Origin of the sequence: Streptomyces sp. NPDC001401 (assembly GCF_042895385.1) — a bacterium.
Classification (GTDB): Bacteria; Actinomycetota; Actinomycetes; order Streptomycetales; family Streptomycetaceae; genus Streptomyces.
Genome location: NZ_JBIAWI010000001.1, coordinates 645,850 through 668,237, shown reverse-complemented (window position 1 = coordinate 668,237; position 22,388 = coordinate 645,850). Strand labels below are relative to the sequence as shown.

General features: G+C 66.3%; 18 protein-coding genes and 1 pseudogene. 9 read left to right on the top strand and 10 right to left on the bottom strand.

From position 1 onward, the window contains the following. Nucleotides 1-16: 16 nt before the first annotated feature. From ACFY10_RS03085 to ACFY10_RS03075, 3 genes are all read right to left on the bottom strand, one after another. Complete coding sequence (locus tag ACFY10_RS03085) at nt 17-4,438, bottom strand: RICIN domain-containing protein (RefSeq protein WP_390663279.1); 4,422 nt, start codon at nt 4,436-4,438, stop codon at nt 17-19. Nucleotides 4,439-4,860: 422 nt separating this feature from the next. Further along, nucleotides 4,861-5,220, bottom strand: coding sequence for an ATP-binding protein (locus ACFY10_RS03080; protein ID WP_390663278.1), 360 nt, complete (start codon nt 5,218-5,220; stop codon nt 4,861-4,863). Continuing rightward, entirely contained in the window at nt 5,217-5,441 is a 225-nt protein-coding gene (locus tag ACFY10_RS03075) for a hypothetical protein (RefSeq protein WP_390663277.1), read from the bottom strand. Before ACFY10_RS03075 ends, ACFY10_RS03080 begins: the two co-directional genes overlap by 4 nt. 116 nt (nt 5,442-5,557) lie before the next feature. Here ACFY10_RS03075 and ACFY10_RS03070 point away from each other — a divergent pair, with 116 nt between their 5' ends. Beyond that, a complete protein-coding gene (locus ACFY10_RS03070; RefSeq protein WP_390663276.1) occupies nt 5,558-6,409 on the top strand; it encodes a Scr1 family TA system antitoxin-like transcriptional regulator in 852 nt (283 codons plus the stop codon). Then, on the top strand, nt 6,390-6,668 hold the full coding sequence (locus ACFY10_RS03065; RefSeq protein WP_390663275.1) for a DUF397 domain-containing protein: 279 nt from the start codon (nt 6,390-6,392) through the stop codon (nt 6,666-6,668). Before ACFY10_RS03070 ends, ACFY10_RS03065 begins: the two co-directional genes overlap by 20 nt. A 38-nt stretch (nt 6,669-6,706) precedes the next feature. Here the strand turns inward: ACFY10_RS03065 and ACFY10_RS03060 are convergent, their stop codons facing one another. The 4 genes from ACFY10_RS03060 to ACFY10_RS03045 all read right to left on the bottom strand — a co-directional run bounded on the left by ACFY10_RS03060 (nt 6,707) and on the right by ACFY10_RS03045 (nt 12,345). Further along, complete coding sequence (locus ACFY10_RS03060; RefSeq protein WP_390663274.1) at nt 6,707-8,746, bottom strand: NAD(+) synthase; 2,040 nt, start codon at nt 8,744-8,746, stop codon at nt 6,707-6,709. A gap of 127 nt (nt 8,747-8,873) precedes the next feature. Continuing rightward, nucleotides 8,874-10,811 carry a protease pro-enzyme activation domain-containing protein gene (locus ACFY10_RS03055; protein WP_390663273.1) on the bottom strand — a complete coding sequence of 646 codons (1,938 nt, stop codon included), beginning with the start codon at nt 10,809-10,811 and terminating at the stop codon, nt 8,874-8,876. 225 nt (nt 10,812-11,036) lie between these two features. After that, on the bottom strand, nt 11,037-11,669 hold the full coding sequence (locus ACFY10_RS03050) for a DUF305 domain-containing protein (protein WP_390663272.1): 633 nt from the start codon (nt 11,667-11,669) through the stop codon (nt 11,037-11,039). A 1-nt stretch (nt 11,670) separates the two neighbouring features. After that, entirely contained in the window at nt 11,671-12,345 is a 675-nt protein-coding gene (locus ACFY10_RS03045) for a DUF3105 domain-containing protein (protein WP_390663271.1), read from the bottom strand. Between the two features lie 356 nt (nt 12,346-12,701). Between ACFY10_RS03045 and ACFY10_RS03040 the strand changes: the two genes are divergently transcribed. Then, nucleotides 12,702-14,063, top strand: a complete 1,362-nt coding sequence (locus ACFY10_RS03040) for a glutamine synthetase family protein (RefSeq protein ID WP_275771667.1) — start codon at nt 12,702-12,704, stop codon at nt 14,061-14,063. Between the two features lie 187 nt (nt 14,064-14,250). Here the strand turns inward: ACFY10_RS03040 and ACFY10_RS03035 are convergent. Further along, nucleotides 14,251-14,625, bottom strand: a pseudogene (locus ACFY10_RS03035) (Ku protein); the annotation flags it as partial. Between ACFY10_RS03035 and ACFY10_RS03030 the strand changes: the two are divergent. After that, nucleotides 14,619-14,873, top strand: a complete 255-nt coding sequence (locus ACFY10_RS03030; RefSeq protein ID WP_390663270.1) for a hypothetical protein — start codon at nt 14,619-14,621, stop codon at nt 14,871-14,873. The pseudogene ACFY10_RS03035 and the gene ACFY10_RS03030 overlap by 7 nt on opposite strands. 9 nt (nt 14,874-14,882) lie before the next feature. Here ACFY10_RS03030 and ACFY10_RS03025 read toward each other — a convergent pair whose 3' ends face one another. After that, the gene (locus ACFY10_RS03025; RefSeq protein ID WP_390663269.1) at nt 14,883-15,419 is read right to left on the bottom strand and encodes a TetR/AcrR family transcriptional regulator; all 537 of its coding nucleotides are present in this window, start codon (nt 15,417-15,419) and stop codon (nt 14,883-14,885) included. A gap of 75 nt (nt 15,420-15,494) precedes the next feature. Between ACFY10_RS03025 and ACFY10_RS03020 the strand changes: the two genes are divergently transcribed. The 5 genes from ACFY10_RS03020 (at nt 15,495) to ACFY10_RS03000 (ending at nt 19,785) form a co-directional block, all read left to right on the top strand. Beyond that, a complete protein-coding gene (locus tag ACFY10_RS03020) occupies nt 15,495-16,544 on the top strand; it encodes an aldo/keto reductase (protein ID WP_390663267.1) in 1,050 nt (349 codons plus the stop codon). Then, complete coding sequence (locus ACFY10_RS03015) at nt 16,541-17,260, top strand: DUF998 domain-containing protein (RefSeq protein WP_390663266.1); 720 nt, start codon at nt 16,541-16,543, stop codon at nt 17,258-17,260. The genes ACFY10_RS03020 and ACFY10_RS03015 overlap by 4 nt, the downstream gene beginning before the upstream one ends. Before the next feature lie 11 nt (nt 17,261-17,271). Beyond that, nucleotides 17,272-18,294, top strand: coding sequence for an SDR family oxidoreductase (locus ACFY10_RS03010; protein WP_390663265.1), 1,023 nt, complete (start codon nt 17,272-17,274; stop codon nt 18,292-18,294). Nucleotides 18,295-18,932: 638 nt separating this feature from the next. After that, nucleotides 18,933-19,283 carry a hypothetical protein gene (locus ACFY10_RS03005; RefSeq protein ID WP_390663264.1) on the top strand — a complete coding sequence of 117 codons (351 nt, stop codon included), beginning with the start codon at nt 18,933-18,935 and terminating at the stop codon, nt 19,281-19,283. A 10-nt stretch (nt 19,284-19,293) separates the two neighbouring features. Then, complete coding sequence (locus ACFY10_RS03000) at nt 19,294-19,785, top strand: hypothetical protein (RefSeq protein WP_390663263.1); 492 nt, start codon at nt 19,294-19,296, stop codon at nt 19,783-19,785. Nucleotides 19,786-19,880: 95 nt separating this feature from the next. Here the strand turns inward: ACFY10_RS03000 and ACFY10_RS02995 are convergent, their stop codons facing one another. Next, on the bottom strand, nt 19,881-21,539 hold the full coding sequence (locus ACFY10_RS02995) for a P-loop ATPase, Sll1717 family (RefSeq protein WP_390663262.1): 1,659 nt from the start codon (nt 21,537-21,539) through the stop codon (nt 19,881-19,883). Nucleotides 21,540-22,388 lie beyond the last annotated feature (849 nt).

The following is a 22,388-nucleotide window of genomic DNA, read 5'->3' as shown; positions in this document are numbered from 1 at the left end:
GACACCCCGGGGTTTGTCACTTGGGGCCGATTCGGTAGATGACCGTGATGCCCTTGATGTCGTTGTCGATCATCATGTACTTGAAGGCCGTTGCGGTCCTCTCGTCAGAGACATACCAGATGATCGGCACGTCGCCTGCTGCCCGGGCCTGGTCCTTCGCCTGTTTGACCGGTTCGGTGACCCATTTCTGGAGCTTGCCGTCGGATGTGAACATCCTGTCGTTCAGCGCCTGGTTCTTGGCGTCGATGAGAGTGCCGTTCTGATAGCCGTCGAACTTGACGTATCCGCTTTTCCTCCAGTCCGCCGGGACCTTGTAGGAAATGCCTGAGGGGACACCGTTGGTCACCAGTTGTTCGTAGGCGCGGTCAGCCTGCGTCATGTTCTCGGTTTCCGCCATCCATGTGCCGGGACCGCCGAGCTCCAGCCATGTGCAGTAGCCACCACTGCCTCCTGCGCGAGCGACACCGCTGCGGACGGCCTTGCCTGCACAGCCCTTCTTCAGCAGGTCGAGCGCCTTGTTACCGATGCTGACGATGGCCGCCTCGGAGAGCCCGTCGAGGGAGCGGAGCGCCTTGTAGGCGTCCTCAAAGCCGATTCCGGTTCTGGCGGCGGCATCAAGGGCCTTGACGGCACGAACGATCGGGTCGAGGAGGCCTTCGACCGGGACATATGTGGCGAGGCTCCAGGCGCAGGCGGACTTGTCGCCGTGCCAGCAGTCCATCAGGTCTTCGGCGAAGAAGGAGAACAGGATCGATCCGGGGACGTCGCCGAAGAGGCTCTGCCATCCGGCACGGACGATGTCCTTGCCGGAGAAGTGGTGCGTCCAGCCGTCGATTTTGACGTTCTTCAGCGTTGCCCGCTGGAGGAACTGCCACGCCGGCTTCGGGCACCCGTCGGCCGTGGCCTGGGCCTGGTCGTCGGTGCACAGGTAGAAGTCGGCCTCGTAGGTGACGACAAGGTCGTACGTCGCGTTGCAGCCCTGGAAGGCTGCATCCGGCATCCCGGGGCAGGTGCCGATCTGCTTGGAGCTGACGATCTGGACGGTGGACTCGTCCGGCACGGCGAACACACCGGGAATTCCTGTACCGGACCCCTTGGACGCCTCCTTGTTGGCCTCCTCCCTTTCCGCCCGGTCGGCCGCGTCCTGGGCCTCCTTGGCGTACTTGTCGGCGTCCTTGGCGGCCTGTTCGGCCTCGGTTGCCGCCGCGTCGGCGCGGTCGGCGGCGGAGCGGGCGTCCTTGGCGTCCTGTTCGGCCTGGGTGGCGGCGGTGCGGGCGGCTGCGGCGTCGAGTGCGGCGGCGTCGGCGCTGTCGCGGGCGTCCTTGGCGTAGCCCTCGGCGTTGCCGGCGGCCTTGTCGGCGGCTGCGGCGTCGGTGGCTGCCTGGTTGTCGTAGTCGATGGTGCGGGCCAGGGACGCGGAAGCTGCTGCGGCGGCCTTCGCGGCGTCGGCCGCGTAGCCGAGGGCCTCCTTGGAGTAGGTGCGGGCGTCGGCGGCGTACTGGGCGGCGTTGGCCGCGTGTTGGTAGGCCTCCTTGGCGTCACCCTTGGCCTGGTCGGCGAGGTTCTTCGCCGCCTGGGCCTCGGCTGCGGCGTTCTTGGCGTGCGCGTCGGCGACGGCCTGCTGCTGGTCGGCGATGGACTTCGACGCCTGCCCCGTCAGTACCACCAGGCCGGCCACCGAGTCGGTGTCGACGTAGGGGGATCCGAGCTGGATCGCGTCGTTGGCCGGGTCGGCGACCTGCTTGGCCGCTTCCCCCGCGTCCACGGCCGCCTGCGCGGTGATGTGGGCGTAGCCCGCGGCCTTCGCGGAGGCGACGAGGGCGTTGCCGGCCTCCTTGTTGGCGGCGTCCGCCTGGGTCTTGGCGTCCTTGGCGTGCTGCTCGGCCTCGTCGGCCAGCTTCACCGCGGTCCTGGCTTCGGTGGCTGCGTCCTGGGATGCCTTGATGGCGTCGGCTGCGGCGCTGGTCGCGGTCTTCACCGCCGCGTCCGCCTTCAGCTTGTCCGCCTGCGCGGCGTCCGCGTCGGAGCGGGCCCGTTTGGCGGCTGCCTCGGCGCGGGTGGCCGCGGCGTCGGCGTCGGCTGCGGCCTTCGTTGCCGCGTCCGCCTCGGAACGGGCCTTGGTCGCTGCTGCTTCTGCGTCGTCGGCGTGTTCGTCCGCCTCGTTGGCGGCGGTGCGGGCGGCGTCCGCTGCGTCATCGGAGTCGAGGGAGTCGGCGTAGGCGTCCTTGGCGTCGGCCTTGGCGCGGGCGGCGGCGGCCTTCTGCTCGGCGTCCCAGGCGTCGTCGCGTTTGTCCTTGGCGTCGTCGCGGGCCTTGACCGCGTCGTCGCGCTTGCCTTCGGCGGTCTTCTCGGCGGCCTCGGCCTTGTCCTTGGCGTCCTTCGCGGCGGTCGCCTGGGTCTCGGCGTTCTTCTTGTGCTCGGCGGCCTCGGCCTGCTTGGCTGCGGCGGTCTCCTTCTCCGCCTTGGCCGTCTTCTCCTCGGCCTCGGCGGCGAGCCGCTTGGCGTGTGCGTCGGCGGCGGCTGCCTTGGCGTCGCCCTCGGCCTTGAGGGCGTCGGTGAGCTTGGCCTCCGCGGTCTCCTTGTCCTTCTTCGCGTTGTCCCGGTGGATCTTTGCCGCATCGGCGGCTGCCTTCGCCTGCCACTCGGCCGCCTTGGCGGCCTCCTTGCGGAACTCGGCCTTCGACTGGGCGGCTTGGGCCAGGGCACGCTGTGTGATGGTCTGGGTGTCGCCGGCGGAGGCGCGGGTGGCGGCCTCGGCGGTCTCGGCGGCCTTCTCCATTGCCTGCAGAGCAGCGACCGAACCCTTGGTCACCTGGTCCTTCTGCTGGCCGACCAGCAGACCGCGACCCCTGGGTGCGCCGTTGGTGTCGGCGATGCCATAGGCGGCCTGGATGGCCGAGTCCGACGTCGTGGCGGCCTTCTGCGCCGTGGCGAGCTGTGCCTGGACGGCGGCGAGCTGCTTCTTCGCCTCCGCCTGCGCACTCGTGACGTTCGCCTTGGCCTTGTCCACGTCGGCCTTCGCCGGCGCGGTGCCGGTGTGGCCCTTGGGGACGATGCGGAGCTTCTGCGCGGTGGAGCCGTTGCACGCGTTGAGCAGGGCATCCTTGCCGTTGTCGAACGTGGCCAGGTTCAGACACTTGTCTGTGGCGATGTTGCGCAGCTCGTCCGCGGCGCGGACGTTGAACGTCCACTGCTGGGCCTTGCTGCTGCCGCAGTCCCGGATCTGGATCTTCGTGCCGTTGGCGTTGGCGCCGTTCAGCACCTCCAGGCATTTCTGCGCGTTGACGTTCAGCAGGGTGTAGTGGCCGTCGTAGACACCCCACAACTGCCACCTCTGGGCGCTGCTGTTGTTGCAGCTGTTGATCTGGACCGGGGAGCCGTTGGTCTTGGCAGCTCCCTGGACCTCAAGGCACTTGCCGGCGGCCCCCGGCACCTGGATCTCCAGCGGGGCGTCACCTATCCAGTTGAGGCCGCCCTCGGTGTAGTGGTCCAGCCAGCGGGTGGAGTAGTCCGCGATCCACGACTGGCCCAGGATCTTGCCCAGGGCGAAGGTGCCGTCCTGCAACGCCTTCGTGGCGGTGACGTTGGAGGCCAGGATCTGCTGGCGCTGCGTGGCCTGGGAAGCGATCTCCTGCTGCCACTCGGCGGACGCCTGGGCCACTTCCTTGCCGAGGACCCGGTCCGGGTCGATCGGGTCGTGCCACGCGCACGCGCCGAAGCGGGACTTCAGGTCCTCGACCGCGACGCGGAACTCCGGGGTGTCCGGGGTCGGAGCGGTGCGGGGGAAGCCGCCCGAGGACAGGAAGATGCGGGCGTCATCGGCGAACACCCTGGGAACGAACAACTGGTTGGGTTCGATCTTCCCGGAGTTCTTCTTCCACAGCGCCCACGCCTGCTGCTCCTGCGGCGTCCCCCCGCTGGCGTACAGCTGGTCACCGATCGCGACCGCGGCAGCCTTCGTGCTGTCGTCGGCAGTGGGCGACGGTTCGTAGAAGGGCGAGAACAGATCGATGCCCCGGCCCCATGTCTGGTAGATCCACGGAAGCAGCCCGATCTTGTCGTAGATCTTGTTCGCGTCCTGCGGCGCGCCGGGGTATGAGTCCAGGCCGCTGACGGCGCTGGTCCATGCCTGTCCTTGGTCTCCGACCTTCTTCTGCCATTGGCCGCTGTTGTCCTCATCGGCATCGAAGGCCAGATGCAGCGGGGTCCTGACGTCGTTCAGGTCCCGGTTCAGCTTCTGATGGAGCTGATCGGACGGCAGCCCGATGGCGCCCTGAGCCAGGCCGAACAGGTTCGGCCCGCCCTTGCGCAGGGCATCAACCGCCACGCACTGGTCCGCGCGCAGCTGTTCAGCGGCCTTGGTGTCGTAGCCGTCGTAGGAATCCCCTACGAGGCTTGCGTCATCGTGGTCCGAGAGACCGGCGAGGTCGGGTCGCACAGCAAGGCCGACGACGACCGCGACTGCGGTCAGCAGAACGAGGATTCGGGCAACCAGCCCTGTCTTTCCAACGGTTGGTGTGAAGGATCTTCGTGATCGGAAAGGCAACGGAGCATCACTTTCTTCTTCAGAACGTGTATGCGCCGGATGGTCGGCCGCTGCTCCGCAGAGCAGTGGATTTCAAGGGCTCACTGGAACTTCAGAAGTGCAGGTCCCTGGACGGGCTTACGCACATGGCTGGCCACTGCGACGGCATGGCGGTGCAACCCTCCCCGTGAGCGACGGCGTTCCCCCGGTCGCTGACTGATGTGCGCCTACGAAGTGGTCAGGCTCCGTCGGCGCGCGGCATCACTGTAGACACACACAGAAGTGTTGGTACAGGTGTTTCTGTGGGGTTTCTGTGTGCGGGGGTGGCTGACCGACTACCGCCCCGGTGCGGCCAGCTCGCACCAGACCGTCTTGCGGTCCGCTCCCTGATCGACGCCCCAACGCTGGGCGAGTACGTCGACCAGCATCAGGCCGCGGCCGGACTCGGCCTCTTTAGAGGCGGACAGGAGGGTGGGCAGCGCGCGAGGGTCCGGATCGGTGACCTCGACACGGGTGTGACCGAGGTCCGTGCCGGTGACGCGGACGGTCACGGGTGTGCCCTCGCCGAGGTGGTCGATGACGTTCGTCAGCAACTCCGTTGCGCACAGGCGGACTTCGAAGTCGTGGGTGCGGAGGTGGTGGCGCAGCTCCGGTACGGCCTTCGGGGTCGCGAGCAGGTTGAGTTCGAACGTCACTGCTCGGCTGCCGTCTTCCGGAGAGCGGTGGCCAGCGCCTGGGCCGTCGCGGTGTTGCAGTTCCCGAGTGCGATGAGGCCGGCGGGCGGTGTGTGCGTACCGGCGAAGCTCGGGAGGTCCACGCGCAGGGAGGGCAACGTGATGCCGTGCAGGGCCAGGGAGGTGCGGAGTTCCTCCACGCAGAGGGGCACGTCGTAGGCCGTGGGGGAGTGGTCGGGCATGGGGTGGGGCCTTCCTCTTCCTGTGCGTTGCGTGACGAACTCCTCACAGGTTGTCGTTGAGATCGCTACCGTGAAAGGGGTTTCGCGTTCGCGAGCGGGACAGCGGAAGGTGAACGATGGCACGACGCAAGGACATTGACGGCTCGATGAGCGTCCCGACGTTCTACGGCAAGGAGTTGAGGTGGAAGAGGGAGGCCGCCGGGCTGTCGTTGGAGGCGCTGCTCGAGGGCAGCTTCTACGGCAAGACGTTCCTCAGCGACATCGAGCGCGGGGAGCGGAGGATGCCGATCGATCTGGCTCGGCATGCGGATCGGGTGCTGGGGACTGACGGGTTTTTCGAGCGGCACTGCGAGGACGTGCGGAAGGCGCGCAAGGGGGCTCACGCCGAGTACTTTGTCGACGTCCTGGAGATGGAGAAGCGTGCGCAGGAGATCGAGGAGTGGGATCCATCCCTGATTCCGGGACCGCTACAACTGGAGCCGTACATCAGAGCTGTTGTCCTGGCAGCCCACCCAACGCACACCGAGGCGGAGGTGGCAGCGAAGGTCGCGGCTCGACGGGAACGCGCATGGCTCTTCGAGGACGAGCGGGCACCCGAGACCTGGCTCGTGCTGCACGAGTCGCTTCTGCGGAACCCGATCATTGCGCCTGACGATATGGCCGACCAGCTTGCCCACATCGCGGAGGTTGCCCGCAGGCGCCGGTCATTTCCGCAGATCCTTCCGCGGAACTCGGGTGCGCATCCCTTCATGATGGGCACTGCAAGGTTCATGACCTTCGCCGACGCCCCGCCGGTCATGTACACCGAGGGAATGTACAGCGGCCAGCTGATCGATGACCCCGGGCTCGTGAGGCAGTATGCCAAGGCGTATGGACGCCTCAGGGCCGCCGCGCTGCCGTCCGAGGCGTCCCTGAAGCTGATCGAGCAAGCAGCAGAGGACTATCGAAATGGCAAGCAACCTGCGTGACTTGGGCCCTGTGACGTGGCGCAAGAGCAGCTACAGCAATGGTGATGGCGGGCACTGTCTCGAAGTTGCTGAGGACTTCCCAGGCGCCGCCCTCTGGCGCAAGTCGATCTACAGCAGCGACTTCGAGGACGCCTGCGTCGAAGTCGCCCACAACATCCCCGGACTCGTCCCCGTCCGAGACTCCAAGGCCCCCCAAGGCCCCGCCCTCATCCTCACCGCCGCCGCCTGGGCGCCCTTCGTCTCCTCGCTCAAGGGCTGAACTGAGCCCGGGGGCTAAGCCCCCGGGGCTTTAACTACTCAAAGGTCGAAGCGCTCAAGGTCCCGCAACCAGGCCCGTGCCGAGCTGTCCGACGGCGCCCGCCAGTCACCCCGCGGCGACAGCGAACCCCCGGCCGAGACCTTCGGCCCATTAGGCATCGCCGACCGCTTGAACTGCGCGAACGCGAAGAACCGTCGGCAGAACACCTCCAGCCAGCGCCGGATCTCCGGCAGGTCGTAGGCCACCCGCTTGGCCTCGGGGAACCCGGGAGGCCAGGCCCCACCCTCCACGTCCTGCCACGCATGCCACGCCAGGAAGGCGATCTTCGACGGCCGGAAGCCGTACCGCAGCACATGGAAGAGCGTGAAGTCGTGCAGCGCGTACGGCCCGATCTTGGACTCGGTGGACTGCATCTCCTCGCCCGGCACCAGCTCCGGGCTGATCTCGGTGTCGAGAATCGCGGCCAGGATCTTCCCGGTCTCCTCGTCGAACTGCCCGCTGCTGATGACCCACCGGATCAGGTGCTGGATCAGCGTCTTCGGTACACCCGAGTTGACGTTGTAGTGGCTCATCTGGTCGCCCACGCCGTACGTGGACCAGCCGAGCGCCAGCTCCGACAGATCGCCCGTGCCGAGCACGATCCCGCCCCGCTGGTTGGCCAGCCGGAACAGATAGTCCGTCCGCAGACCCGCCTGCACGTTCTCGAAGGTGACGTCGTACACCGGCTCACCGGACGCGAACGGATGGTCCATCTCCTGCAACATCAGCCGTGCCGTCGGCGTGATGTCCAGCTCGGCCGCAGTGACACCCAGAGACCGCATCAACGCATGCGCGTTGTCCTTCGTGTGGTCACTCGTGGCGAAACCGGGCAGCGTCCAGGCCAGGATGTCGCTGCGCGGGCGCCCCGCCCGGTCCATCGCCCGCGCGGCGACGATCAGCGCATGCGTGGAGTCGAGGCCACCGGACACCCCGATGACGACCTTCGGCCCGCCGATGGACGCCAGCCGCTGCTGAAGCCCCTCGACCTGGATGTTGTACGCCTCGAAGCAGTCCAGCGCGAGCCGCTCGGCATCGGCCGGCACGAACGGGAAACGCTCCAGGCGACGACGCAGCCCCAAATCAGTGACCGGCGGATCGAGCTCGAACCCGACCGTCCGGAAGTCACTCGTCCGCGCCCGGTGCGTACGGCGGTTGTCGTCGAACGTGCCCATCCGCGCCCGCTCCTGCCGCAGCAGGTCGAGGTCCACGTCGGCCACCGCGTACTCGTCGCCGAGCGGGAACCGCTCGGTCTCCGCGAGCAGCACGCCGTTCTCGTAGACCATGGCCTGGCCGTCCCAGGACAGGTCGGTGGTCGACTCGCCGAGCCCGGCCGCCGCGTAGACGTACGCGGCCAGGCAGCGGGCGGACGCCGAGCGGCACAGCAGCTTGCGGTCCTCGGCCCGCCCGACCGTGATCGGGCTGCCGGAGAGGTTGACCAGGAGCGTCGCTCCGGCGAGCGCCGCCTCCGCGCTGGGCGGCACCGGCACCCACATGTCCTCGCAGATCTCCGCGTGCAGCACGAGCCCGGGGACGTCGTCCGCCGCGAACAGCAGATCCACGCCGAAGGGGACCGCCTCGCCGCCGACGCGGATCGACCCGCCGCGTTCATCCGCACCGTCGGCGATCTGCCGACGCTCGTAGAACTCCCGGTAGTTCGGCGGATACGACTTCGGTACGACACCGAGGACGCGGCCGCGGTGCACGATCACCGCGCAGTTGTAGATCCGGTTGCGGTGCCGCAGTGGGGCCCCGACGACCAGCACCGGCAGCAGTTCCGCCGACCCGGCCACCACCTCCCCGAGCGCCTCCTCGACCTGGTCGAGCAGCGCGTCCTGCAGCAGCAGGTCCTCGATCGAGTAGCCGCACAGCACCATCTCCGGGAAGACGGCGACGGCGACCCCCTCCTCGGCGCACCGGCGTGCATGGCGCAGGACCGCTTCGGCGTTGGCATGCGGGTCGGCGATGACGGTGTGGCCCGTACACGCTGCGACGCGTGCGAAGCCGTGCTGATAGATCGACCAGAAGTTCAAGGCAGGCACGAGCGTCAGTGTAATCGTCAGAGCGACGCGATGGGTGGTGCGGGGGTGGTGTGCGACCCCGGGCACGCCGAAGGGGCGCGGGATGAACACATCCCGCGCCCCCTCAGGTGCTGTTACCGGTCGTGCCTCAGGGCTTGTGGTACGAGTCCACGTACCCGGTCGCGGGCGAGCCCACGCCGGTGACGTCGTCGTAACCCTTCACCGCGGACAGCGAGCTGTCCTTGCCGAGGCTGCGGACCGAGGTGGCCAGGCCGCCGGTGGCGTCGTAGCCGTTGACGAAGTCGACGCGTGCCACCGCCAGGTCCTTGCCCGTCGGCTTGTCGATGACGTCGTGGTAGACACCCTTGCCGTAGCGGGCGTAGATCTCCGGGTTGGCGAAGCCGATGGCCTTGCCGCCCCGTGCCTCCTGGGCCAGGGCCTGGACGGCCGCGATCACCGGAGCGGCGAGCGAGGTGCCGCCGATGCGGTACTCGTCGTAGCCCAGCGTCCCGTCCGGCAGGGTCTGCGTCTGGCCGACCTTGAAGCCGGTGTTCGGGTCGGCGATCGCCGAGATGTCCGGGACGACGCGGTTGCCGGCGGCGTTGTTGGCCGTGGCGAGCGCGTTCGGGACGATGCCCTTCTGGTAGTAGGGCGCGGCGACCGTCTTGCTGGTGCCACCACCCGCACCCGAGGTGAACGCGCCGGGGAAGTTGGTCCAGCTCTTGCCGTCCGCGGACAGCAGAGCCTTCTCGGTACCCCAGCCGGTCTCCCACTGGTAGGTGTCGTTCTTGCCGACCGCCAGCGAGGTACCGCCGACCGCCGTCACCCACGCCGAGTTGGCCGGGGTGTCGACCTGCTTCGTACCGGTGTTGGCGACCTCGTCGCCGTTGTCACCGGAGGAGAAGTAGAAGCCGATGCCCTCGACCGCACCGAACTGGAACACCTGGTCGTAGGCGGCAGCGAGGTCCGGCGTCTGGTTGGCCTCGATGTCGCCCCACGAGTTGGACACGATGTCGGCGAGGTGGTTGTCGACCACCTTGCTCAGCGAGTCCAGCAGGTCGTTGTCCAGGCAGGAGGCTGCGCCCACGTACGTGACGTCCGCGGCCGGCGCGACCGCGTGCACGGCCTCGACGTCCAGGGTCTCCTCGCCGTACCAGCCGGCGGCGGAGCAGTCCTTGGTGTTCGTGTACTTCTTGGGCAGCACCTGGTGCAGCTGCCCGGTCGACCACTTGGCGTCGCCGTGCTTGCCCGCGTACGTCTGCGCGTCGAAGGCGATGGACGGCGAGGCGTACGCGTCCGTGATGGCGACGCGGACACCCTTGCCGGTGTACTTGCCCGCACCGTAGGCGGCGCGCAGCTGCTTGCCGGTGTAGCCCTGGACTGCGTACGGGATCTTCGAGCCGTACGCGTCCGGCAGCGTGCTCGCGATGTTCGAGCCGTAGTACGAGGAGAACGGCCCGGAGTTGCGGAACACGGTCTCCGGCGGCGGCAGTTGATCGTCGTGGGTCGCCTTGTGCGGCGCGTTGTCCAGGCCGGTGACGGTCAGGACGGCGCCCTTCAGGCTGTCCGGAGCGGAGGCGGTCTTCGCCGGCGCCCGGTAGGTCTTCGACCCCTTGGTGTAGTTGTGCAGCTGGGTGCCGAACGCCTTCTCGGCGGCGGCCACGTCACCGGTGACGGAGACGTAGTGCTGCGTGACGCCCGTGACCTTCAGGCCCGCGGACCTGAGCCACGACTTGACCGCGGCCACCTGGGCCTTGGTCGCGCCGTAGCGGGCCGCAGCCTGCTTGGCGCTCAGGTACTTGCCGTACGCGGCCGAGCTCGGGTCGGACACGGCCTTCGCGTACGCGGCGAGGCCCGCCGCGTCCTTGCCCGCGAAGTAGACCCGGGCGGAGACCTGGGAGCTGTCGGAGGCAGCGCCCTTGTCCGCCTTGGCCGTCGCCCACACGGGCTTGGTGCCCGCGAGTGCGTCCCGGCCGGGATTGTCCGCGGCGTGCGCCGCGGGTATGCCGAGCGCCAGCGCACCCGCGACCATGGGCAGAGTTGCTGCCATGCTCACGAGGCGCAGTTTGGCGCGGTTGGATCTCATAGAACCCCCTGCGATGCGGTTCTTCGCATGTGTGGTCGGTCGTCGCAGTGATCCGCGTAGACAAGCCGCGCCGCGGCGGAAGCGCGGGCATTGGATCAAGCGATGGGGGCCACTCTTTCGATGAACCGTTCATGCCAGGGGAATGCTAAAGCCAAGAGAAGCCCAAGGAACGGTCAGGCAGGGCGATTTGAGGCTTTCGTCCTTACGGCAGTGTTACGAGAGCTGCTAGGAACGCGCTTTCGCCCCCCGCGCCCTGAGCATGTCCGCCATCAGTTGAATCTCCGACTGCTGAGCGTCGACCATGCCCTGCGCAAGACTCTTCTCCACTCCCACCTTGCACTTGGCGACACAGCCCTCGGCCATGTGGATGCCACCCTTGTGATGGTCCGTCATCAGCTGCAGATAGAAGACCTCGGCCTGCTTGCCGCTGAGCGTGCCGAGTTTCTTCAGCTCCGTGTTGGTCGCCATGCCGGGCATCAGCGCGCCGTCCTTGCCGGAGGCCATGTCGCCCATGCCCATCCAGGTCATCGGCGGATCCGCCGACACCTTCGGCAGCCCCCACAGGTCCAGCCAGCCCAGCAGCATGCCGCGCTGGTTGGCCTGCGTCTGCGCGATGTCGTATGCAAGCCGCCGCACGTCCGCGTTCTTCGTGCGGTCGCGCACGATGTACGACATCTCGACGGCCTGCTGATGATGCACCGCCATGTCCCGCGCGAACCCGGCGTCCGCGGAGTCGGCGGACGGCGTGCTCGTGCTCGCGTCCGACCCGCCGTCCTCGGCGACCGCGTAGGTGATCGCACCCGCCGCGACGAGCGCCGCCGCCGCGGTACCCGCGATCCAGCCGATGTGCTTCTTCACGTCACATCGTCCCGCCGGTGCACGAGGCACCCGGCTCCGGGGTCTGCTTGCCCTGCACATACGTCTCGAAGAACTTGGCGACCTTCGGGTCGTCGGCGCTCGTCACGCTCAGCTGGTGCCCCCACGCCGACAGCTCGATCGGGGAGGTCTGGTTCTGGTACGGGCTCATCAGCGAGTACGGCGTCTGCTTCACCTTCGCCGCCAGCGTGTCCACGTCGGACTTCTTCGCCTTGTCGGTGTACGTCACCCAGACCGCGCCGTGCTCCAGCGCGTGCACGGCGTTCTCGTCGTGCACGGCCTTGGTGTAGACGTTGCCGTTGCAGTTCAGCCAGACCTGGTTGTGGTTGCCGCCGACCGGCGGGTGCATCGGGTACTTCACGGTCCCGGCGACATGGGTGCGGGCCAGCTTGCCCGTCCAGGTCCGCACACCGTCCTTGCCGGTCACGAAGTGCCCCGGGCCGTCTCCCGAGGACTTCGAGTCGCTCGCAGAGTCGTTCTTCTTGCCGTCCTGCGACTTCACGACGAAGACACCGCCGACCACCAGACCGGCGACGACCAGCACGCTCGCGCCGATCGTCAGGATCCGGTTGCGCCGCTCGCGGGCCTGCTCGGCACGCCGCATCTCCTCTATTCGCGCCTTGCGTGCCGCGCTGTTGCTCTTCTTGGCGGTGGCCATGGAAGTGTCCTTCTGGGGGAATCGGGTGGGGGGTGGGAGAAAAAGTGTCGGGCGGGTCGCCTGATCGTAGTGGGAGACCGGTGACGTTTTGCAGACGGGGCACGGGAAAGCCGGGCCCTGCGAAGGCGCTCATTGCCTTCTGACGGGTCTCCCATTACGGATGTCGGTCCGAGCAGGCAAGATGGGCGGTGAGCAGTACACCCGCTGTTGGTGAGGCGTTCAGACCGAGGTCGGTCGGCCGATCATGGTCGGCAACGCGCACGAAATGCTGTTGTGGTGTGATGCTCAGGTGCCCGACCGCCTCCTGTGGGACAGGGAGACAGGCGGCCTGACCAGCAAGGATGGGGAAGCGGAAGATGGACAAGCAGCAGGAGTTCGTGCTCCGGACACTGGAGGAGCGCGACATCCGGTTCGTACGGCTGTGGTTCACGGACGTGCTGGGCTTCCTCAAGTCCGTCGCCGTGGCCCCGGCCGAGCTCGAGCAGGCCTTCGACGAGGGCATCGGCTTCGACGGCTCGGCGATCGAGGGCTTCGCCCGGGTCTACGAGTCCGACATGATCGCCAAGCCGGACCCGTCGACCTTCCAGATCCTGCCCTGGCGCGCCGAGGCCCCCGGCACCGCCCGCATGTTCTGCGACATCCTCATGCCGGACGGCTCCCCGTCCTTCGCCGACCCGCGCTACGTCCTCAAGCGCGCCCTGACCCGCGGCTCCGACCTGGGCTTCACCTTCTACACCCACCCGGAGATCGAGTTCTTCCTGCTGAAGGACCGCCCGCTGGACGGCACGCGCCCGACCCCGGCCGACAACTCGGGCTACTTCGACCACACCCCCCAGAACATCGGCATGGACTTCCGCCGCCAGGCGATCACCATGCTGGAGTCGATGGGCATCTCGGTCGAGTTCTCCCACCACGAGGGCGCACCCGGCCAGCAGGAGATCGACCTCCGCTACGCCGACGCGCTGTCCACGGCGGACAACATCATGACCTTCCGCCTGGTCATGAAGCAGGTGGCGCTGGAGCAGGGCGTCCAGGCGACGTTCATGCCGAAGCCGTTCTCGGAACACCCGGGATCCGGCATGCACACGCACCTCTCCCTCTTCGAGGGCGACCGCAACGCGTTCTACGAGTCCGGCTCGGAGTACCAGCTCTCCAAGGTCGGCCGCTCCTTCATCGCGGGCCTGCTGAAGCACGCGGCGGAGACCTCCGCGGTCACCAACCAGTGGGTGAACTCCTACAAGCGCATCTGGGGTGGCTCGGAGCGCACGGCCGGCGCCGGCGGCGAGGCCCCCTCGTACATCTGCTGGGGCCACAACAACCGCTCGGCCCTGGTCCGCGTCCCGATGTACAAGCCCGGCAAGACCGGCTCCGCGCGGGTCGAGGTCCGCTCGCTGGACTCGGGCGCGAACCCGTACCTGGCGTACGCGGTGCTCCTGGCCGCCGGCCTGAAGGGCATCGAGGAGGGCTACGAGCTCCCGCCGGGCGCCGAGGACGACGTCTGGGCCCTCTCGGACGCCGAGCGCCGCGCCATGGGCATCGAACCCCTCCCGCAGAACCTCGGCGAGGCCCTGACCCTGATGGAGCGCAGCGACCTGGTCGCCGACACCCTGGGCGAGCACGTCTTCGATTTCTTCCTGCGCAACAAGCGGCAGGAGTGGGAGGAGTACCGCTCCGAGGTGACGGCGTTCGAGCTGCGGAAGAACCTGCCGGTGCTGTAGGGGCAGGTCAGGGCGGTTCTTCCCGCTGATGGCTGGTAGGGCCGACGGTCGCGGACCGTCGGCCCTGCTGCGTCTCGCGGGCTCTGGGCCGTCTATGGGCCGTCACAACGAATCCGCAACGCGCTATCGGCACCTTCACTGTCGGCTCAGGCTGTCTAGGACAACCATCCAGCGTTGCTCGACGGCAGCGGCGTGCTGTCACCTTGGCGGAGCGGCCAAGCGCCTGGACCAACAGCTTGTACGGCTTGGCCGCGACCTGACCGCTCGGCTGCAGGTAGTAGCCATCGCCGATGCGGAGAGGGTCGATGGACGCCAGCGGCACGAAGCCGCCGATCTCGATCGCCCGCGGGGTCGGCAAGGGGAGCTGCCGCAGTTCCTCGTCCGCGATCGGGATGATCACCTCGTCCGCGTCCCTGCTCTTCTTCACCCACTCGTAGCCCTTGCCGATCTCATCCTGAGAGACCTCACGGTCCTCCAGATCGCACACCTTCTTCACCCGCACCCGACCCATGTCCTCCAGGTGGTACTGGTGGAAGCGGATGCTGTGGTCCTCGGTTGCGCTGTCCCGAACCCGACCAGCGCGGCCGCCTGGTCGAGATCCGCGACAACCTCCTCGCCCGCATCATCGAGGCCGAACGCGAGGGCTGGCTTGGCGAGCTGGAAGGACTTGAAGTCAGCCTTGCGGGAGCCCAGGACAAGCTCGCCCAGTTGGATGCCGAACAAGCCCGCCGCAGCACCGCCGTGGACCTCGGCATCCCGACCTTCCCCGACATCGCCGGCCGGCACGGCAGCGCACCCCTGCAGCCGTGAGGCCCTCCACTACCGGTGCGTGCGGAGTCCGTCGAGGATGAGCGCGAGCATGTGGGGGGCCCGGTCCACGGGGCTGGACGCGGCACGCCACAATGCGCCGGTCAGCTGGAGGAAGTCCCCAGGTGTGGCGTCCACACGGATGCTTCCGTCCTTCTTGCCGGCGTCGAGGAGTTCTGTGATCGCGGCGATGACCGGCCCGTAACTCTGCTCGCTGATCGCCTGGTGCACGCCCGGGGTGAGTGCGTCGCCGAGGCCGTGCTTTCGCCGCATGGCCTCGACGAGGTCCATCGTCCAGTGTCGGAGGGCTTCCAATGGCGGCATCTGGGCCAGTAGGTCGGGCACGGTGCCGGTGATGCGTGCCACCTCGTCCTGGTTGACGGCCAGGACGAGCGCCTCGCGCGTGGGGAAGTTGCGGTAAAGGGTGCCCGCGCCGACTCCGGCGCGCTGGGCGATCTGGTTCATCGACGTGCTGCCGTCCGCGGTGAGCGCTTCGCGTGCGGCGGCGAGGATGCGTGCCCTGTTCTCACGGGCGTCTGAACGGACCACGGGACCTCACGTTGCTAAGTGGAGAGTTCTCCACTACGTTATGTGGAGAGCTCTCCACATACTTTAAGGAGCGTCATGCATTACATCAAGCTCGGCATGACCGGCCTCGACGTGTCCCCGATCGCGATCGGTGCGATGACCTACGGCGACCCCGACCGCGGGCACCCCGTCTGGTCGAAGGGCGAGGAGGACGCGCGCCCGCTCATCAGGCACGCACTGGAGGTGGGGATCAACTTCTTCGACACCGCGAACATGTACTCCAACGGCTCCAGCGAGGAGATCCTCGGCCGCGCGCTCAAGGACTTCGCCGACCGCGATGCCGTGGTGATCGCCACGAAGCTGCGCCACCCGATGCGGCTGGGACCGAACGGCCGCGGCCTGTCGCGCAAGGCGATCATGACCGAGGTCGACCACTCGCTGCGCCGCCTCGGCACGGACTACATCGACCTCTACCAGATCCACCGCAACGACCACGCCACCCCGTGGGAGGAGACGCTGGAGGCACTCAGCGACCTCGTCAAGGCCGGCAAGGTGCGCTACCTCGGCGCCTCGTCCATGCACGCCTGGGAGTTCGCGAAGGCGCTGCACCTGCAGAAGCAGAACGGCTGGGCACGGTTCGTGTCGATGCAGGACCACTACAACCTGCTCGCCCGCGAGGAGGAGCGGGAGATGATCCCGCTGTGCCTGGACGAGGGCGTCGGCACGATCATCTGGTCGCCGCTGGCCCGCGGCCGTCTCGCCCGCGCGTGGGACGATGCCCGCTCGACGGCGCGCTCCGAGACGGACGGCGCGTACGCGGACACCCTCTACTCGCCCGAGCAGGAGGCGTCCAACCACGCCATCATCGACGCGGTCGGACAGGTCGCGGACGCGCACGGCGTCAGCCGCGCACAGGTGGCGCTCGCCTGGCTGCGCCGCCAGCCGGTCGTCACCGCACCCCTGGTCGGCGCCGGCTCGATCCGGCAAATCGACGAGGCCGTGGCCTCTCTCGACATCGCACTGAGCGACGAGGATGTGCGCGCCCTGGAGGCCCCGTACACCCCCCGCCACGACTGGCAGGGCGTATCCGACGAGGCCGAGATGGAGGCCATCCGCAAGCGCGTTCCCGGCATGGCTCTCGCATGAACCCCATCGTCCGCTCCGGCGCCGCTGCCCGCGCCGGAGCCCTCCTCATCCTTGTCGGCCCGCTCGTGTCCTGGGTCGCCGAGTTCATCACCGCCGCCGCATGGCAGGACCCGCCGTACTCGCCCCTGTACAACTGGGTCAGCCACCTCGGCCTGACCGGCCCTCCGCAGACCGCGTTCGGGCAGGTCGCCAACTCCCCCCTCGGTGCCGTCATGGACACCGGCTGGGTGATCTACGGCACCCTCCTGATCGTCGGCACGTTTCTCGTGTTCGACCCGCGCAAGGGCGCCCGCCCCATCGTCATCGTGAGCCTCGCCGTCCTCGCCGGTGTCGGAGTCTCGCTCGTCGGCATCTTCCAGGGCTCCAACGCCAACGTCGACAACGGCCTGATCGCCTTCCACACCGTCGGCGCGCAGGGCGTCATGCTCGCCGGCAACATCATGGCGATCGCCGTCGGAACCGGCGGAACCCGCATCGGTCTCACCAGGGGCCGCTCGATCGCGAGCACCGCGCTCGGCACCGCTGGACTGATCGCATTCCCCCTCTTCATGACCGATGTGTTCACCGGCTGGATGTGGAACATCGGCCTGTTCGAGCGCGCCGTCATCTACCCGATCATGATCGGCCACGCCCTCCTCGGAAGCAGCGTGGCCGCCACCCAGCGCCACCGTGCGACGCACCCGCCGGCACCCCTTACCGCACGAGCCGAGAGCTGAAGGAGAGACAGATGACACGAGTACTGGTCACCGGAGGAACCGGATTCATCGGGAGCTGGTGCGTCCAGGCCCTGCTGGATGCCGGGCACACCGTCCGCACCACGGTCCGCGACCTGCGGCGCGAGCCGGCGCTGCGCTCCTGGCTGCACGCGGCCACACCGTTCGACGACGACCGGCTCACCGTCGTGCGCGCCGACCTCGAACACTCCGAGAGCTGGGACGCTGCTGTCGCCGACTGCGACTTCGTCCTCCACGTCGCCTCGCCGACCCTGCGCCACACGCCGACGAACGACGACGACCTGGTGGTCCCCGCGCGCGAGGGTGTCCTGCGGGTGCTGCGCGCAGCCCGCAACGCCGGTGTGCGCCGGGTCGTCCTGACCAGCGCCTTCGGCGCCATCGGGATCGGGCACCCCCCGCGCTCGACCCCCTTCACCGAGGAGGACTGGACAGACGTCGATAGCGACATCCCGCCCTACCAGCGGTCCAAAACACTCGCCGAACGCGCCGCCTGGCAGTTCATCCAGGACGAAGGCGGTGGCCTGGAACTGACGGCGGTTCATCCCGTGGGGGTCCTTGGACCCCTGCTCGGCCTGGACGACCCGCCATCTCTGCGTCTCGTCCGCAGAATGCTCGAAGGACAGGTTCCCGCGTGCCCTCCCTTCGGGATGGGCTTCGTCGACGTGCGCGACGTCGCGGACCTGCACCTGCGCGCGATGACCGATCCGGCAGCCGCCGGCGAACGCTTCCTGGCCATCGCCGGGCACAGCCTGCGCGTCATCGACATCGCACGCATCCTGCACGACCGCCTCGGTGAGCGCGCCGCGAAGGCCCCGACCCGTGAACTGCCCGTGTGGGTCGCCCGCACACTGGGCATCGTGAACCCGGAACTGCGCCTGCTCAAGCACCAGCTCGGCCGGGATCTCGACGCCACAAGCTCCAAGGCGGAGAAGCTCCTCGGATGGCGGGCTCGTCCCATCGAGGACACCATCGCGGAGACCGCCGAGAGCCTCCTCGCCCACGGCGTCGGGGAATGACCGGCTCGTAACCGACCGACGCGGCAGCCTTGAGGCGCCGAAGGTGCGTTGGACTGGTGACCCGGAGCGACTGTGTCCGCTGGTCCTGGGGCCGCGCCAGCGTTCGGTGCGGGCCGCCTGATTGCCCGGTGGTTGAGCGGGGACGGGAGGCTCCGGACTGGCATGGCAACCGGCATGTTCCGCAGTCGCCCGTCCCTTAGCCGGTGAAGGCATCAGCGTCGTGGGTGAAGAGAGAAGTGGCTCTGCGTATCGGCAGGGCGTGTCCGCCGAGCGTCCTCATCCACGTCGCTCCTGCCGCAGGCCAGTCCGCAGAGTCAGCGGAGCTTGAAGACGCGCCAGTTCAGAGAAGTGACCAGGCCGAAGCTGATAGCGCCTGACCAGATGGTTCGGGGCATAACCGACCTCCGCGATGACCCCGAGCACAACCAGCCTATGGGCCGTCCCATAGCTCAGCATCCGGGCAGAGGAGGGTTATCCACATCCCCAAGCAGAGTCCCAAGGGCACGTTTTAGCGCAGCGACCCGAGCAGCGCGTCTACACACACCGTCACAGTCCCGTCACAGCCTGAGGGCGATGGCTACCGATCAAGCGTCGAGTCGCTGAACTATGGTGACAGCGCTAGAGAGGATGGCTCTCCAATGGGGAAGAAGAGCAACAATAAGAAAAAGAAGCCTCGCGGGGGACAGCGCGAGTACCAAGGACTGCTGGGCGGTACCGCTCAAGCCGCGTCACCCGAAGCGGAGACGGCTAAGGTCGACCCCTATGCCGAAGTAAGTCAGGGCGATGTCAAATGGTTCAACGGGGAAAAGGGAATTTCTGGAGGAATGGGATTTCAGAGGACTTCCAGTTTCCTTTCGGAACCAGCCGTTAGTCGATTCGACTATCCGAAGATGACTCATGTGAAGGTGATTGGTAGCAATACCGGCGACATCGACAGTACCAACACTACCGAGGTGACGGGCGGCCTCGGATCAGGTGACGTGAGCTGAGCTAGGCACAGTGGCTGCCGGGGAGATCATCGCTCAATTCATCGGCCGAGAGCTTGAGTCTCTTCGGCAGCGACGAGTCGGTATCGAGGGGCGAGCCGTCGCGGTGATAACAACCAGCGGCACTCTCGTGACCCTCCAATTGGCCTTCGTGACAGCAGTTGCTCCACGGGTGGCAGTGAAACCCACTTCAATTCGAACATTCTTACTCATTTCCCTCTCTGGCTTTGTCGCGGCTGCGGCACTTGGCGTGATTGCCAACATGCCCAACAGGGGTCATGAGATTGAACCCGCCTCCTTGCTTCAAATGATCACCTGGCCCTACTGGGATGCGGAAGATGCACTAGCGAAGCAGGAGATAGCCAGAGAACAGCTCAACACATGGGCGCTAGTTCTCCGAGCAGTAAGCCGCAAGGGGAAACTACTCCTGGCAGCAATTGCGGCGGAGCTGTTTGGTATCTCATCTATGAGCGTTGCAGTGTTTCTGATCGTGATCAGGACCTAGATACGGTAGGGACCCGGCATGGCGTTGATCGATCAGGAAGCCCTCGCGGCGAACCTTGAACTGGACATAACAAGCCTGCCAGGCAAACTGCACCTTTAAGAGTGTGGGCCTCGTAGTCCGTCCAGGCGCACATCAAGGGCAGCTTGGAAGGCGGGATGGATGGTGAATCCCACAGTCGTTTCCAGGTTGCTCGCACGTTCTGCGAACTCGGGAAATGTTCTGACGTAACGAACCGTGGCGGCATGTCCAGCAATGCAGCCGATAAACCCAATATTGTAAAGCATCCTAACCAATGGACCGTACCAGTCTGCCCAAGTCCCAGCCGGGTTGTCCCACATTCCACCAGTAAGCTCGGATAGCCAGTCCCGTCCCCTGAACCAACTTTCTGCCGGCAGGAGGGCGACGTTCTCAATCCGATGCGTGAATTCATCGTGGGACATGGGGATGACTGACCCAGCGAACCGCGAGAATACGTGGTCAATGTCTGGGTAAGTCATTTTCCACTCGTCGCGCAGCGCAAGCAGTCGTTTGTACGAATATCCGTCTTCGGCTGTTTTGATGTGCTCCCACGAGATATTTTGACTGCCCATTGATGCAGTAAGCGATTCATTCACAAAGGCGATGATGTCTCGTGGGCGCATCAAGGTTCGGTCGAGCATATAGTCGAAGGCATCGCCGCGCGTTGCGTTCGTACGTGGAAGGATAGACGAGAGTGAAGATTCCCGCATCCCGCGCTTGGCTGCAGCTACCCGGAATCGATCGTTCACTAGATCTCGTAACTCGCCAGGACTCCACCGCATGTGCATCGCGAGAGACCGGAACTTCTCTTCTTGGCCTCCACTTCTGTGTCCGAAGTCAAGATTCTCGAAGATGTTGGTCCGCAGGGCCACGATCACCTTCAGGTTTTGCACCCGCTGGAGATCTAGGACTGCCCTGAATAGGCAGCGAATCAATGAGTTAGTGATCTTCTCGTCAACCCAGTCACGATCAAGGTCGTCAATGACTACAAAGGTGAAGTTTTGTTTACTGTCGAGGATGTCCTCATCCAACACCTTGAGCATTTTGTTTAAGCGTGCCATCTGGGTTTCATTGACGATTCTTTGGAACCTCGCTGTAAGTTCACGACGAGTCTCTGTGGAGAAATTGTCAATACTTCCACCAGTTAGGGTTGCCGTGGCATTGAGGGGGGATGTGCCTGGCAGTCCAATCGTGCCTTTTGCTTCGTTCTGAATCCGCTCTTCGAAACGTTCAGTTATTTCCCGGACTCGCTCGTCGGCCTCAACCCAAAAGCGATCCTGAAATTGTTCCAAGTAGTCTAGTGCCGCCTTTTTTCCTGGGTCGCGCTTGATTTTTTCCCGCAGCGTAAGGAGAAAGTTCTTCTTTGCGTCGTAAGAGTCAACCTTGTACCGATGCCTGATGAGTTCGACGAGGAGCACATGTTTCCAGAGTGCAATAAATAGGGGGTCGAGGCTAACATTGAGCTCGTCAAGGTAGTGCATCACCCGGAGATTGGTAATGTAGTTCAAAGAGAGATCTTCCGGGGCGATGCGTACAACGTGGGTCGGATTTTCCTCTTCCAGGCGCTGGAGGACTGCCGACTTTCCGCTGCCAGTACGCGCGATCAGGAAGCAGCGTGAGTCGTCTTTGGATGCGATGGTCTCGAAATCGTCAGATCGGTAGAAGGCTTCCATCAATAGAGGATCTGCCTCCGCCTGCTCGCCACCGATGTTGAAGTTTGAACCACGTGCAGCCACGCAACCCCCTAGATGTGATGAGCGTCTCACTGTAGGAGTCCGTATGCGTGGCTGACTACCTGTTCGGCGAACTTCGGGTGGTTCGCGCCTCTGTGCGCCCCGAGGGTCAACGCCGCGCTCCATCTCTTCGCTACCCGCCAGTGGGTGGCATTGGCGGCGCTTACATGTGCGTCCATGTCGAGACGGAGGGGCGTCTCGCGCTCTCCAAGATCAGGATGAGACGCGGACGGGAATCAGATGATCTTGAGGGGTCGGCTTGGCTGTGGGCCCGGCGGGTGAGGAGCGGGCTTAGGTGGGCTATGCGTGGGCCAACGCGCTTGCAGCTTGCACCGCAAAAGCTGTTCGTGCTGGTCAGGGCACCTGTGCCCCCGAGTTCCGCAACGGCCTTGAAAACCGCTGCGAACTTGCGCGGTAGAACTTGCCCTACTGCATCAAGGTCCGCGCACGGCGCGGGCGCGCGCCGCCTCTGCGGCGCGGACGGCCTCCTTGTCTTCGCCACCGGCCGGCCGCGCCCGGCGGCGCGCGAAGGAGGGGAAACCCGCTGTGGCTGGGGCGGTCGGCTCCACGGCTTTAGGCAGCCACTTTGGGGCGAGCCTCTAAGATCTTGGCCCCGACATCGTGCTTTAACGGGCAGGTCCACAGACTGCCCGACTCGCCGGAAGCTTAAGGGGCCAAGATCACTCGCCCCAAAGCAGCTCCCGCCCAAAACCCTTACGCCGACCTCAGCTTGAAGATCGGCGACCCATCAGCCTGCAATCCGGGAAGCAGAGTGCTCCCACCGGGGCAGCTCTTGATCCGGCAGAACCGTGTTTCGCCGAGGTCTGAGATCCTTTCTTAGGAGCGGATGTG